This is a genomic window from Pustulibacterium marinum, assembly GCF_900116665.1.
Classification (GTDB): Bacteria; Bacteroidota; Bacteroidia; order Flavobacteriales; family Flavobacteriaceae; genus Pustulibacterium; species Pustulibacterium marinum.
This window is the reverse complement of record NZ_FPBK01000013.1, coordinates 18,220-32,617: the sequence shown is the minus strand read 5'-3', so window position 1 is coordinate 32,617 and position 14,398 is coordinate 18,220. Positions and strand designations below refer to the sequence as shown.

Genomic DNA, 14,398 nt, shown 5'->3' with positions numbered 1-14,398 from the left:
AGTGCAATGAGTAACAGCAGTACAGAAAAAGAATTTGGCCTATCGTCCTGGGCCATTGACAATAAAATGACCATTTACGTCATGATAGGTATTTTCCTAATTATGGGAACCTTGGCGTATTTTGGAATGCCTCGTGAAGATTTTCCGGAGGTAAAAGAAACAAAAATCTACGTGAGTACCGTTTACCCTGGTAACACAGCAGAAGACGTTGAAAAACTCATCACCAATCCGCTAGAGGAAGAACTAAAAAACCTTACCGGAGTTACCGATATTACTTCAACTTCTCAAGAAGATTACTCTATAATTATTGTAGAGTTTGATGAAAGCGTAGAAGTTGCAGCAGCTAAGCAGCGTGTAAAAGATGAAGTAGATACCGAAAAAGCTAGTGAAGACTGGCCAACTTCTAACGGAGCCAAAGTGGAACCTAATGTTTTTGATCTAAATCTTTCTGAAGAAGTAGCCATCATGAACATTAACCTTTCTGGTGATTATCCTGTTGATAAACTGAAAGAATTTGGAGAATATCTTCAGGATGAAATTGAAACGCTACCGGAAATCAAAGAAGTTTCCATTCGCGGTGCGCAGGAAAAGGAAGTAGAAGTAGCCGTTGATATTTACAAAATGATGGCAGCACAGGTAAGTTTCGATGATGTGATTAACAGCATCAAAGGAGGAAACTTAACCATGTCTGCAGGTAGTTTGATCAACCAAGGACAACGAAGAATTATCCGAATTATTGGTGAAATTGAAGAACCATCAGACCTTGATAATTTTGTAGTAAAGACTCAAAACGGAGCGGTTTATCTAAAAGATATTGCCAATGTAACTTTCCGTGAAGAAGACAAAACTACCTATGCAAGAGAGCTTGGTAGTGCTGTAGTAATGCTAGACGTGAAAAAGCGTGCTGGTAAAAACATGGTAAACGCCGCAGAAAAAATCAACGAAATTCTAAAGGAAACAACAGAAAATGTTTTTCCTCCAGATTTAAAAATTACCAAAACCAATGATAGTTCAGAACGTACAATCAACCAGGTAGATGACCTTGTAAATAACATCATCTTTGGTATCATCTTAGTTGTAACCGTTTTGATGTTCTTCCTAGGTTTCCGTAATGCACTTTTTGTTGGTTTTGCTATTCCAATGTCCATGTTCATGTCGTTCATGATTTTGGAAGCTATGGGATATACCTTAAACACCATGATTCTTTTCGGGTTGATTATGGGTCTGGGAATGCTGGTTGATAATGGTATTGTGGTAGTAGAAAACGTATACCGATTAATGGATGAAGAAGGCATGAGCCGAACCAAAGCTTCAAAAATTGGTATTGGTGAAATTGCAGTTCCTATTATCATTTCTACTGCAACAACAGTAGCAGCCTTTGTTCCGCTTGGTTTATGGCCTGGAATGATGGGTGAATTCATGAAATATTTCCCAATTACACTTTCGGTTGTATTAGGTTCATCTTTATTTGTAGCAATTTTCATCAACTCCATGTTGGTATCAGAATTCATGAAAGTTGAGGAAGATAAATTCTCCATAAAACAATTGATTGTTTTAAGTATTGTTTTAGGAGTTCCTGGAATTCTTATCATGATCTTTGGAGGAAGCATGGCTGGTTTAGGAACGTTAATGATTTTTACTGCAATCATGTTTTGGGCACACCAATTCCTATTAGTGAAAATGGCAAGCGTTTTTCAGCATCGAATATTAACTGCATGGGAAAACCTTTATGAAAAAGCCATTCGTTTCTACTTAAAAGGAAGTATGCCGGTGATTACCGTAATAGGTATGATTGTTCTGTTTGTAGTATCTATAGGTCTCTTCGGATGGTCTATCGGCTCACAAAGAACAGAAATTCAATTTTTCCCTGAAAACAAACCAAATCAGGTAATTGTTTATATTGAATATCCTCAAGGAACCGATATTGAAAAAACGAACAAAATCACCAAAGAAGTAGAAAATCGTGTTTTCGGAATTGTTGAACACAAACAATATATAGATAAAGAAACCGGTGAAAACTTTATGGTAGAATCTGTAGTTTCTCAAGTTGGTGAAGGTGCCGGAAATCCACAAACCGATGGTGGTTCGGCAGCTGAAATGCCACACAAAGGAAAAGTTACTGTTTCATTGAGAGAGTTCAAATACCGAAGAGGAAATGATTCTCAAGAATTACTAGACAAAGTTAAAGATACCCTGAAAAACATTTACCCAGGGGTTATCGTTTCAGTAGAGAAAGATGCTGTTGGTCCGCCAGCAGGTTATCCTGTGAATATTGAAATTTCTGGTGAAGATTATGACGAATTGATCTCTGTCGCAGAAGGAATGCGCGATTATATCAACTCTAAAAATGTTGCCGGCGTTGATGAATTGAAGATTGATGTAAACAAAGACAAACCTGCAATGGTTGTAGATATCGATCGTAAAAAAGCAGGCGAATTAGGCGTTTCTGCAGCAATGATTGGTAATCAATTACGCCGTTCTCTTTACGGCGAAAAAGCAGGCGTTTATAAAGAAAACGGAGAAGATTATGACATTTATGTTCGTTTCAATGATGAGAATCGATATGACATGAATGCGCTTTTCAATCAGAACATTACGTTCCGTGATGCAGCAAGCGGCCAAATAAAGCAAGTACCACTTTCTTCTGTTGTAAAATATAGAAATACGGCTTCGTTTAGTGCCATTAAGCACGATATGAATGTGCGAGTGGTTACTGTATATTCTGTATTAGCTTCTGGTTATACAGATGCCGGAGCAGTAGTAGCCAACATTCAAAAGGAAATGGCGAACTATGATGTTCCTGACGGAATTAAATTTGATTACACAGGACAGATCGAAGAACAAAACAAGCAAATGCAGTTTTTAATGACAGCACTTTTTGTAGGTCTTGGTTTAATCTTCTTGATCTTAGTTTTCCAGTTTAGTTCTATCTCTAAACCAACCATTATTATGGTGGCAGTTTTCTTGAGTTTCATTGGAGTTTTCCTTGGACTTATTGTTACCGGATGGGCATTCGTAATTATGATGACCATGATGGGGATTATTTCCCTCGCCGGAATTGTAGTAAACAATGGTGTGGTATTGTTAGATTACACTCAAATTCTTATCGATCGTAAGAAAGAAGAATTAGGAACCGAAAAAGATGCTTTTCTTCCTAAAGAATATGTATTTGATGCTATTGTACAAGGTGGTAAAGCACGTTTACGTCCGGTATTATTAACCGCCATTACTACCGTACTTGGATTGATTCCATTGGCAATTGGATTGAATATTGATTTCTTCTCATTGTTCTCTGACTTTGATCCAAAAATCTATATGGGTGGTGATAACGTAATTTTCTGGGGACCGTTGGCATGGACAGTTATCTTCGGATTGATCTTTGCAACCTTCCTTACATTGATCGTAGTACCAGTATTGTTCTACTTATCATTAAGAGTGAAATATCGTATTATGAAAAATAGAAGATACGTTCCAGAAAACGCTTAAAGTTTACATTCTCCAAAAGAGTATCCTTTAAATAGACAAACAAAAAAGCCTCAAGAAATTCTTGAGGCTTTTTCTATATCTTCAATTTAATATTTTAAGCAAACCACTGTGCATAAGGAATTCTTGCTAATAAGAAAACCAATCCTAATAAATAGAAAAGAGCAATTTTACCAAATTTACGTTTCGCTGTAGTTTCTTTTTTATGTTTAGACCAACCAATTGTGATCAATGCAATTGCAATAACATTCATTAATGGGTGTTCTACCAAAACCAAACGCAAAGCAGGAATCTTCATAACTTCGCTCCCAACTTCTGACCAAGCATTGAATTTATCAGAAACAAAATACAATACAATTCCAATTAACAATTGTATGTGAGAAGTAATGAGTCCAAAAAGGCTAATTCGAAGGTCATTATCTGTAAAAGGTTTGTTGCTTGAAAACTTCACCAAAGCATTTAGCCCGGCCAATAATAATACTAAAAGCACTAAAAATGCCCAGTAAGAGTGAATAGTTAAAACTGTATTGTACATGATTTTTGTTGATTTTGTTTAGCGGCTAAAATACAACATCAAAAATTGCTACACCAATAAAATTGAAAGCTTGCAAAACAAAAAAACCGCTACAGAAAACTGTAACGGTTTTTTAACTTGTATACTGTGATAGACTATTCTTCAAGCCCTCTTAAGAAAGCCTCTTTATGAGCAGCTTTCATTTTAGCTTTTCTTTTAGCTACCGAAGGTTTTGTATAATGCTGACGCTCTCTCAACTGATTCAAAACTTTTGTGTTTCTGAACTTTCTTTTGTGTCTTTTAAGTGCGCGCTCTATACTTTCGCCTTCTTTTACAATAGTCTTTAACATATAAATCCTCCTATAGTTTAAATTATACAATAACTACCATTATAACAAATAAAATGGTAATTCCAAATTTTGATATTTATTTTAACTTTTTTTGCACTTTACATGGACTTCCAAACGCAACTGAATTTGCTGGAATATCCTTGGTAACTACACTTCCTGCTCCAATGGTCACACCATCTCCGATGGTAACTCCAGGCATTATGATACAACCACCACCAATCCAAACATCGTTACCAATAGTAATTGGAGCTGCAAAGCCAATGTGTTTTTTGCGCTCATCCAAATCTAGCGGATGCATTGCAGTATATATTTGAACATTGGGCGCTATAAATACATTATTACCAATGGTAACTTTACAACAGTCCAAAATTACAAAATTAAAATTTATAAATACATTACTTCCCATTTTGGTGTTCATACCGTAATCTACTCTTATTGGTTTTTCAATATGAACCTCATCTCCTACTTCTCCAAATAGTTGCTTTTGAAGAGCTGCTTTCTTTTCAGCCTCTCTAGGTTTCGTTTCATTAAATTCATCTACCAACTCTCTGGTTTTGAATCTAATTTCCACCAATTCAGGATCATTGATCCAATATTCCTCGCCAGCAATCATTTTTTCCAGAGCACTTTTCATCGTTATCATTTTAATAAGTTTACAAAAATACTATTATTAGTGTATAACAAACACTTTTAAGCTTGGAAAAGTCTAAGAGCAAATAAAACAGTACTTTATTTGTAACATTTTGTAAAAAAGAGCGTTACATTAACATCATCAATCAAAAAACAACATATCATGATCAAAAAGTTCTTTATCCTCTGCTCTGGAGCAGACCGCGATATCCTAGCCACTTGTAGCAATGGCGAACAAAATAAATTTGCCGGTATTGGCGCTACTGTTTTTTTTACGGCTCTGCTTGCTTGGATTTCGGCTTCCTATGCACTTTATACGGTGTTTGATAATCTTTTTACCTCCATTTTCTTTGGATCTATTTGGGGGTTGCTTATTTTTAATTTAGATCGGTTTATTGTTGGGACACTTAGGAAAAGAAAGTCGAAAATTAATGAAGTTCTTCAAGCCCTTCCTAGATTTTTACTAGCAATTATTATAGCTATTGTAATTTCGAAACCACTAGAATTGAAAATTTATCAGAAAGAAATTGATGCAGTCCTCCAAGAGGAGCGCAACAGCAAACTGATGGCTAACAAAGATCAAGTTACCGCATATTTTCAAAAGGATAGAGATGCACTCACTACAGAAATTGATCTTTTAAAAAAGGAAGTTAAAACAAAAGAGGAGGAAGTAAATCAACTCTACAACACTTACATTACGGAAGCTGAAGGAACTTCGGGAACCGGAAAATTAGGCAAAGGACCAGTTTACGAAGAAAAACGAGAAAAGCATGACGCTGCTTTGGCAGAATTACAAACCCTAAAAACTACGAATGCTGAAAAAATTCTTCAGAAAGAAAACGAAATTACAGCATTGAATAATGCTCTGGAGAAACAACTTTTAGAAAGTTCTCCTATAGTTTCTAATTTTGACGGACTGATGGCTCGTATCAATGCACTCAACAAATTACCTTGGATTCCAGTGCTGTTTATAACACTACTTTTTCTTACCATAGAAACAGCTCCTGTTCTTATAAAACTCTTAGCCTCCAAAGGAGAATATGATTTTAAGTTGGCTGACAACGAAGAAGCTAGAGCTACTTGGATGTCTCAAAAGTCCTATCAACGTAAAAAACAATTGGAAACCGATCAATCTTTAAATGATAAGATTTACGAAGACTTGAAACAGGACGAGGAACTCTATCAGAAGAAAAGGAAAACTGCAATGGAAATTGCCAATTTGCAAGCAGAAGCATTTTACAAACAACAAAAATCTGTTTTATAGAACCAAGAAAGCCGAAGAGTCCTCACTCCTCGGCTTTATTTTAATAGGGTGTCTAAACCTAAAACTTATCTTGTGAAAAATTATTATCGGTACAAATATATAGGTTTTAATTATCAAGTTTGCTACAATCACGTTTAAACATCTAAAAATCAGATAAAAAGCATTTTCTGATTTGCTAAATCGATATTCCAAACGAACAAAGTAAAATAAATACTACTTCTTTATAAACAACCGTTATTCTTTATGAAACAATAAATACTAAAGCCCTAAGCTCGTTCTCATCTTTTTGGTAAGTCCTTTTACCACCTCATCATAAGAATGGTTAATCAGATTAAAGATTTCTTTATCAGAAAGATCTTGATGAATCTTAACCGTATTCCAGTTAGTTTTGCTCATATGAAAACCGGGTTCAACCGCTTCATACTCGGCTCTTAATTCTAGCGCTTTTTCTTTATCACATTTAAGATTTAGTGACGGATTACCTTCTTCCCATCTTTTTAAAGACGTTAAACAAAACATCTTTCCGGCAACTTTAAATACCAAAGTATCTTCATCAAAAGGAAAAGTTTCGGTTACCTCCTTCTTTGCCAAGCAAAATTCGTATAACTGTTGAATATTCATTCTTTTCCTATTTTTCCCAAGTGGGTGAATTTAAATCCTTTTTCATATTTCAGTCCAAAACCAAAAAAACGATCCATCGCTGCGTGCGAAAACAGTATGATTCCAGCTACTTGCAATTCCATAATCGCAAAATTCACCCCTAAAATATACAACAAAACTGCAAGACCTCTATGATGAAATAGATTATAAACAAAAGCCCCTATTTTGTTGTTTATGGCATAACCAATAGCGCCAACATCTGGCACAAGTAACAATACAAAAAACCACCAAAAAGCCACATCAAGCTGATAAAAAAGGAGCATTCCGCCCAAAAACATGGCCAACTCTTCTAATTGCAAGGTTGTTTTCATACTGATTGATTTTTGAGTATGAGTAGGTTAAAACCTATTTATGTTACCAAATTTTGTACAAAACTGGTTTGCTTGGCGACGCATCATTGACAAACGAAGCCATTTGTAAATTAAGCAGATAGCTACCATCTACAATTGAAGTTGGCACATAAATAAACTCGGTAATGGTAGCATCAAGTCGAAATTCTCCATGAAAGTTCCAAAATGCTTTGTGTGCTAACAATGCTCCATTATCTTTTTCTTTATCAACAGAAGGCAAATCAATCAACAAATGTTTAATCCCAATTTCTTTGATAAACAAAGCAGCTTCTTCTAATAAATACGGCGGATTGGTGTTTGAATATTGTTTGGTAAGCTTCTCGTCTGTATTCGGAAAAGTTCTAATAACTATGGCTTCTGGTGTAGCTCCGTTCAAAGCTTCTTCGATTTGAGATTTAGAAATTACCAAATCTTCGCCTTGTGGTTGTGGCGTAACCGAAATCAATTCCGCAGCAAAAAAGAAGGTTTTCAAAGTATCATTTACATTGTAAAATTCCTTTGTAATATGGCCAATACATTCCGTATGCGTTCCATGCCCATGCGGATTGAAAAATATATTATTGAAATTGGTAGAGGCTCCAGCTTTTACACTTCCTACGAAATCACCATCATGAACCGGCGTAATTTCGGGATGTGGTACATACCAAGCATTCACATTTCGTGGAGTTCCAGAAAGAGGAAGCGAAATATCAATGGGTTTGTTAAAATCTATTTGGTAACTGGTGCCGTTATATTCAATAGTTGCTTTCACTTGTTTGATTTTATGTTCAATTTAAAAGAAATAAATCAGACGCGAGACCGTCTGCCAAAAACTTGCCTTTTGCTGTTGTTTTCAGAATGACATCTTCTTCTTCAGCACTTAAAAGTAACAACTCATTTTGTATATGTTTTTCAGCCTGTTGTAGTAGATACTTCTTATAATTGGTTCCAAAATCTTGCTCTACACGAGTTAGTGAAACTCCCCAAATAGTACGTAAACCTGTCATCACAGCTTCGTTATATCTATCAGTTACCGAAAGTGTTTCAATTTCTGATGGCAATTCGTTTTGCTGAATGGCTTTAATGTATTTGGTGTTGTTGGCAACATTCCAACTGCGGTGCACACCATCGTAACTATGCGCAGACGGACCAATGCCAATGTATTTTTTACCCAACCAATAAGCGGTATTGTTCTCACTAAAAAATCCTTCTTTCCCGAAGTTCGACAATTCGTAATGCACAAAACCATTTTCAGCTAATTTAGCAACCAACAGCTCAAAATGAGCTTGCGCCACTTCATCTTCAACTTCCGGTACAATTCCTTTTTTGATAAACGTATCCAATGCCGTTTTGGGCTCTACCGTCAAAGCATAGCTGGAAATATGCGGAATTCCGAAATCTAATGCCGTTTGTACATTTTGCAACCAACGCTCGTTGCTCATGTTTGGAATTCCGTAGATCAAATCAATGGTAATATTGTCAAAATGTTGTGTAGCTTCTTTGATGCACGCCATGGCTTCATCAGCATTGTGCGCACGATTCATCAACTTTAAATCTTCTTCAAAAAACGATTGCACACCAATAGACAAGCGGTTTACGCCAATTGCCTTATACGCTTCAAAAATGTTTTCTTTTTCGGTTTGAAAAGATAAATCATCGGGATTGGCTTCTACCGTAATTTCAGGATTGTCTACAACAGCATAGTTCTCATAAACGGTTTGAATAATTTCATCTAATTCTGAAACCGACAAAATACTGGGCGTTCCGCCTCCAAAATAAATGGTTGCAACCGTTTCGTTGGCAAATTCACTCTTTCTTAGGAGAATTTCAGTCTTCAAAGCAGCTATCATTTCTTCCTTTTTCTTCAAAGATGTGGAAAAATGAAAATCACAATAATGACATGCTTGTTTGCAAAACGGTATGTGAATGTAAATGCCTGCCATTACTTTTTAACCCGATCTTGATTTTGTTTGATAAAACTATCCCAACCAGAATAATTTTTGCTTTTCGCGGCTCTTCCGCCATTAAAATGATGACAAACCGCTGCCGCCAAACCATCGGTAGAATCCAGGTTTTTAGGAAGCTCTTTTAAGCCTACCAATTGTTGCAACATTTTGGCCACTTGCTCTTTGCTAGCGTTTCCATTACCGGTAATTGCCATTTTTATTTTCTTGGGTTCATACTCCGTAATTGGCACTTCTCTAGACAAACCAGCTGCCATGGCAACACCTTGTGCTCTACCCAATTTTAGCATCGACTGTACATTTTTTCCAAAAAAGGGTGCTTCAATTGCTATTTCATCTGGGTGATAGTTGTCTATCAACTCAACGGTACGTTCAAAAATCTTTTTTAATTTGAGATAATGATCAGTGTATTTCTTCAAGTTCAATTCGTTTAACTGAAGTAATTCCATCTTAGAACCAACTACTTTAATGAGTCCAAAACCCATAATTGTTGTTCCTGGATCTATCCCTAAGATTATTTTTTCGGTTTTCAATAGTGTCCGTTTTATTGTGTAATTTGCGCCTATGCAACACCACAAAACTAAGCATTATCTTTTTGTACTGCTCAAAGTAGCCATTGTTGTGATTGCTTTTTTTGTAATCTACACGCGCTTAGCACAAGATGATTTTAGTTTTCACGATTTTATACGAGTTTTAAAACTATACGATGTACTCAGTTTTACGCCGCTATGCTGTTTTTTACTGTTCAGTATCGCTAATTGGGGAATTGAATTTTTAAAATGGCAATCGTTTGTTGCTTCCGTTCGAAAAATCAACTTTAAAGAAAGTATCCAGCAATCACTCGGTGCACAAACCTTAGCTTTTATTACGCCAAATAGAATTGGAGAATATGGAGCCAAAGCACTGTTCTACCCAAAAACAAAACGAAAGTCTATTTTTGAAATGACTTTTTTTCATAATGCACATCAATTACTTGCTACGGTGATTTTTGGTATTGTTGGATTGGTACTACTTCAAAAATGGTTGTGGCTGAGTATTATTTTGGGAGTAATTTCCATTGGAATTTGCATCGTTTTAATGCTAAAAAAGCAAGCAATAAAAGGGTATACGCTGCAAGAATTATGGAAACATTACGTTCAAATTCCACCTAAAAACAGAAATCTAAACTTTCTATTTTCAATCTTACGATATCTTATTTTTGCACATCAATTCTATTTTGTTTTACAATTTTTTCAGGTTGAAATTACGTATCTCAATACTATGAGTTGCATTGCTTCTATGTATATTTTAGCCTCCTTTGTACCGGCAATTTCTATTTTTGACGTGGTGATAAAAGCCGGAGTTGCAGTTGTTTTGTTTGGTGCATTTGGCGTAAATGATTGGATAGTTTTGACTACTTCAACCTTACTATTTCTGGGAAACATGGCAATACCTGCACTTTTTGGCAGTTATGTGGTTTGGAACTTTAATACAAAAACCGAGGTTGTATGTTGATATGTTGGTTCATCATTTGTGGTGTATATGCTTTGCTCATTTTGAGTTTTATTTTAGGCTTCGATAAAGTGAGATATTTTGATGAAACCGATAAAACTGCAAAAAACAGTTTTTCCATTATCATTCCATTTAAAAACGAAGCAGAAAATCTTCCAGCATTATTGCTTTCTTTAAGCCGATTGAATTATCCAAAATCCAAATTTGAAATTCTACTGGTTGATGATGGCTCAACCGACAACTATGAGCAACTCATCTTTGATTTTCTCACCGAAAATCCTGAAATAGAACTTCAGGTACTTTCCAATATCAGAAAAACAAAAAGCCCCAAAAAAGATGCTATTTCTGTTGGAATTAAAAATGCGCAATACCCTTGGATTGTAACTACAGATGCCGATTGTAAAATACCCGAACTCTGGTTGGCAACGCTCTCTGCATTCATTAACCAAAAACAGCCCAAAATGGTTGTTATGCCTGTCACTTATACGATTGAAAATACATTGTTAGAAAAATTTCAATTACTCGATTTTTTAAGTTTGATAGGGTCTACCATTGGAGGTTTTGGTATTAAAAAACCGTTTATGTGTAACGGAGCTAATTTGGCATACGAGAAATCAGTTTTCATGAAGCTTTCCGGGTTTAAAGGAAATAATCATATTGCTAGCGGCGATGATATTTTCCTTATGGAAAAACTGCAAAAACACGATGCAACATCAGTTCAATATTTAAAATCAGAACACGTTGTGGTTACTACCAAACCACAACACAACTGGAAAAATTTATTACACCAACGTAGACGTTGGGCTGCAAAAACTTCGGCATACAAAAATTGGTTTTCAAAATTTGTTGCCGTGTCGGTTCTTCTCATGAACTTGAACCTTCTAGTCTTTAGTGTTTTGGCATTATTAAATTTGTTTTCCTTTAAATTTTGGCTATTTGGTTTTGCTTTGAAATTCAATTTAGATTTTTTCCTTCTGAATAAAACAGCACAGTTTTTCAAACAAGATAGATACTTAAAATCTTATGTAATTTCATTTTTAATATATCCAATGTTTGTGATTCTGGTTGTTGTTCAAAGTTTTTTTGCTTCATACAACTGGAAAGGCGAAACATTTCAAAAATAAATTGATATTTTTACTCATTCATAAAATCAACCAACCATGAAAAAGCTCGTTGTTTTAGTTGTTTTCCTTTTTGTATCCCTAGTAACATTTGCACAAGAAACTACGCAAGTGATCAATGGAGAATCTATTACGCTTCAAGAAGAAGTATCTGGTGAAATTTCCTTATACTATACCAAAAACAATGGTGAATACCGCTATTTTGTAGCGAAAAATGGAAGTTTTTATGAACTGAAGAATACCAAAGATGCTTCAGGAGATTATCAATACGAATACCGAACTACACTTGCTTCTTTAACAAGTGACGCTTCTGTATCTGCTACTAAGACCTCTTTAATGCTTGGAAGTTTAACCGACTTTGTAGTGGCTTACAATCAACAAAAAGACACTTCGTATACGTATGAAAACAAGCACTTTAAACTAGGTGTAAACTTAGGTGTCTTAGGAGGTGTAGGTAATAATGTATACACTACAAATGTGAACAATACGATGGTTCCACAAGTTTTGGTTGAGGCAGAGTTTTTTGATGCCTTAAAACCCATGTCAAGACATAGTGCTTTTGCGCATTTGAAACAAACCTTCTCTGCAGAAGATTATGATTATAGTTCTACGCAGTTTTCATTAAACTATCGTTTTAAATTGGTAAGAAATGAAAACCTTAAACTCTATGCACAAACCAAACTGGTTACTATCACCAGTGCATCTGCCACTTATACAACTACTGATACCGAAGGAGACATTGTTAGTTATACTGAAAAAGGAACCAATTTTGATGCTCCTGTAATGTTTGGTATTGGTGCAGATTTTAAAATTGCGAACAACACGTATATTTCTTTTCAATACAACGACTTTGTTGCTTTGAATAATGATAGCAATGGAGAGTTTCCTGTTGATTTAAATCTGGGAGTGAAATTTACTTTGTAAGAACGGGTATTTTTTACTTGTACTCCGAGTTTACAATTATAGGTAACACAAACTTGCTAGCTACTTTTATACCCTGTTTTTGAGCTGGAAAAATAGTAGGAATGCTATCGGTTTTCTTTTGAAGTAAACTATCTAATTGTGGTAATGCCTGAGCTATTAAAGCACTTTTTTCAATTTTCTGAAGTGATATAATTCCCGTTTTGTCAATTAAAAAATAGACGTAAACGGTATCATTAATATCATCTTCTACAACAAATTGTTGTTGCGATAAAATCCCTGCATAGAACGCAGCTATTTCACCTTCAAAGCATTGTTTTTGAATTTGCTTTGGTTGATTCTCATCACAATCTTCAAACATTGGATAAACATCTACCTCATTCATATTGAGTTCTGCCATTTTTTGGTTTACCAGTTCCTCTTCCGAGACAGTTTCTTTTTGAAACATCTCGCATGAACAACAACATACTAAACACAACAAGGCAAAAATCTGCTTCATAAAATTCAATAGAAAGCCGAAAAGTACAATTTTTTAATGAATTAGCCTGCTTGTGCTAAAATTTCAGACTCTAATTCATCTATGCGTTTTTGCATGTACATTTTTAAATATTCGCTATCTTCATTTTCCTGTGCAGTTTTATAATACTCCAATACCTTCTTTGGATTGGAGGTGTAAACTTTATCTGCCGTTACCGCTATTTTGTAATAAAGCATGGAACCTTTACTAGGATTTTCCTCTTTTGCAAGTTCATAATAGTGTAATGCTTTTTTAAAACTCTGCTGCTGTTGATACACTACGGCAAGGGCTTCATAATCATCATAAAATGAATTTTGCTTCAGCTCAATTGATTGATTAATGTAAGTTTCAGCTTCTGTATAATTTTTGAGCTTGGTATATGCTAAACCTATTTGCAAATAAGGATCTGGATTATACTTATCATACAAAATTTGATTTTTCCAGTTTTCAATAGCACGTTCGTATTCATTTCGCTGAAAAAGACACAAGGCAAATCTTCGGTAAATAATTGCCGAACCTTGAGTTTTCTCTAGTAGTTTTTCAAACCAAGGAATCGCTTTTTTATAATTTTGTACATCATAATGATAAATAGCCATCAAATTGATAAAATCTACATTGTTTGGATTCACCTTCAATCCCTCATTTATTAAGCTCAAACAAGTATCATACGAACCATTGAGCAATGCTGTCTTTGCCAATTGATAGCTTGCTTTTAAATAATTGGGATCCAATTCGTAGGCCTTTTGAAAACACTCGTACCCTTTTTTTCCGTTACCAATTGCATTGTATGCAACTCCTAATAGATATTGAAACGTTGGATTATCTTCATCTTTCTTGATGAGTTTTTTATATACACTGATCGCATCTTCAATATGATTGGTTTGGTAGTACAATTTGGCAAGTTCAAACTGTTGCAACTGTAAAGTACTGTCTATCGCTATGGCATTTAGATAATGAGAAATGGCTAATTCATAATTTTCCAAAGCAGCATAGCTTTTTGCCGTCATACGCTGGTTATGTGCTGAAGTGGTGTCTTTTTGATACGCCACAATTGCTTTGCTATAATTTCCTAACTGAAACAGTTGATCTGCTTTTTCCTGCGCATACACTCCACAAACAAGAAAAAGACAAATAATACTACCAAACGATTTCAT

15 protein-coding genes are annotated in these 14,398 nt (G+C 35.2%); 5 read left to right on the top strand and 10 right to left on the bottom strand.

The annotated features are described in order from the left end of the window. The first annotated feature begins 6 nt into the window (after nt 1-6). Nucleotides 7-3,486, top strand: a complete 3,480-nt coding sequence (locus tag BM383_RS14975; protein WP_093025961.1) for an efflux RND transporter permease subunit — start codon at nt 7-9, stop codon at nt 3,484-3,486. A gap of 94 nt (nt 3,487-3,580) precedes the next feature. Here the strand turns inward: BM383_RS14975 and BM383_RS14970 are convergent, their stop codons facing one another. From BM383_RS14970 to BM383_RS14960, 3 genes are all read right to left on the bottom strand, one after another. Then, entirely contained in the window at nt 3,581-4,018 is a 438-nt protein-coding gene (locus BM383_RS14970; RefSeq protein ID WP_093025960.1) for a hypothetical protein, read from the bottom strand. Between the two features lie 134 nt (nt 4,019-4,152). After that, complete coding sequence (rpsU, locus tag BM383_RS14965) at nt 4,153-4,347, bottom strand: 30S ribosomal protein S21 (protein ID WP_093025959.1); 195 nt, start codon at nt 4,345-4,347, stop codon at nt 4,153-4,155. A 76-nt stretch (nt 4,348-4,423) separates the two neighbouring features. Beyond that, nucleotides 4,424-4,981, bottom strand: a complete 558-nt coding sequence (locus BM383_RS14960; RefSeq protein WP_093025958.1) for a sugar O-acetyltransferase — start codon at nt 4,979-4,981, stop codon at nt 4,424-4,426. A 159-nt stretch (nt 4,982-5,140) separates the two neighbouring features. Here BM383_RS14960 and BM383_RS14955 point away from each other — a divergent pair, with 159 nt between their 5' ends. Further along, on the top strand, nt 5,141-6,241 hold the full coding sequence (locus tag BM383_RS14955; RefSeq protein WP_093025957.1) for a DUF4407 domain-containing protein: 1,101 nt from the start codon (nt 5,141-5,143) through the stop codon (nt 6,239-6,241). A 258-nt stretch (nt 6,242-6,499) separates the two neighbouring features. Here the strand turns inward: BM383_RS14955 and BM383_RS14950 are convergent, their stop codons facing one another. The 5 genes from BM383_RS14950 to ruvC are packed head-to-tail and all read right to left on the bottom strand — an operon-like array spanning nt 6,500 to nt 9,727. Then, nucleotides 6,500-6,862 (bottom strand): MmcQ/YjbR family DNA-binding protein, encoded by a 363-nt coding sequence (locus tag BM383_RS14950; RefSeq protein ID WP_093025956.1) that lies wholly within the window; start codon nt 6,860-6,862, stop codon nt 6,500-6,502. After that, nucleotides 6,859-7,212 (bottom strand): DUF4260 domain-containing protein, encoded by a 354-nt coding sequence (locus BM383_RS14945; RefSeq protein WP_093025955.1) that lies wholly within the window; start codon nt 7,210-7,212, stop codon nt 6,859-6,861. The genes BM383_RS14950 and BM383_RS14945 overlap by 4 nt, the downstream gene beginning before the upstream one ends. Before the next feature lie 43 nt (nt 7,213-7,255). Beyond that, complete coding sequence (locus tag BM383_RS14940; RefSeq protein ID WP_093025954.1) at nt 7,256-8,002, bottom strand: cyclase family protein; 747 nt, start codon at nt 8,000-8,002, stop codon at nt 7,256-7,258. 16 nt (nt 8,003-8,018) lie between these two features. Beyond that, nucleotides 8,019-9,173: a radical SAM family heme chaperone HemW gene (hemW, locus tag BM383_RS14935; protein ID WP_093025953.1), complete on the bottom strand. Its 1,155-nt coding sequence runs from the start codon at nt 9,171-9,173 to the stop codon at nt 8,019-8,021. Then, the gene (ruvC, locus tag BM383_RS14930) at nt 9,173-9,727 is read right to left on the bottom strand and encodes a crossover junction endodeoxyribonuclease RuvC (RefSeq protein WP_093025952.1); all 555 of its coding nucleotides are present in this window, start codon (nt 9,725-9,727) and stop codon (nt 9,173-9,175) included. The genes hemW and ruvC overlap by 1 nt, the downstream gene beginning before the upstream one ends. Nucleotides 9,728-9,758: 31 nt before the next feature. On the opposite strand from ruvC, the gene BM383_RS14925 reads away from it, so the two are divergent. The 3 genes from BM383_RS14925 to BM383_RS14915 are packed head-to-tail and all read left to right on the top strand — an operon-like array spanning nt 9,759 to nt 12,730. Then, nucleotides 9,759-10,688, top strand: coding sequence for a hypothetical protein (locus tag BM383_RS14925; RefSeq protein WP_093025951.1), 930 nt, complete (start codon nt 9,759-9,761; stop codon nt 10,686-10,688). After that, nucleotides 10,682-11,809, top strand: coding sequence for a glycosyltransferase family 2 protein (locus BM383_RS14920; protein ID WP_093025950.1), 1,128 nt, complete (start codon nt 10,682-10,684; stop codon nt 11,807-11,809). The genes BM383_RS14925 and BM383_RS14920 overlap by 7 nt, the downstream gene beginning before the upstream one ends. Nucleotides 11,810-11,845: 36 nt before the next feature. Continuing rightward, nucleotides 11,846-12,730, top strand: a complete 885-nt coding sequence (locus BM383_RS14915) for a hypothetical protein (RefSeq protein WP_093025949.1) — start codon at nt 11,846-11,848, stop codon at nt 12,728-12,730. A 13-nt stretch (nt 12,731-12,743) separates the two neighbouring features. Here BM383_RS14915 and BM383_RS14910 read toward each other — a convergent pair whose 3' ends face one another. Next, nucleotides 12,744-13,127, bottom strand: a complete 384-nt coding sequence (locus BM383_RS14910) for a hypothetical protein (protein WP_143106440.1) — start codon at nt 13,125-13,127, stop codon at nt 12,744-12,746. Nucleotides 13,128-13,267: 140 nt separating this feature from the next. Continuing rightward, nucleotides 13,268-14,398 carry a tetratricopeptide repeat protein gene (locus tag BM383_RS14905; protein ID WP_093025947.1) on the bottom strand — a complete coding sequence of 377 codons (1,131 nt, stop codon included), beginning with the start codon at nt 14,396-14,398 and terminating at the stop codon, nt 13,268-13,270.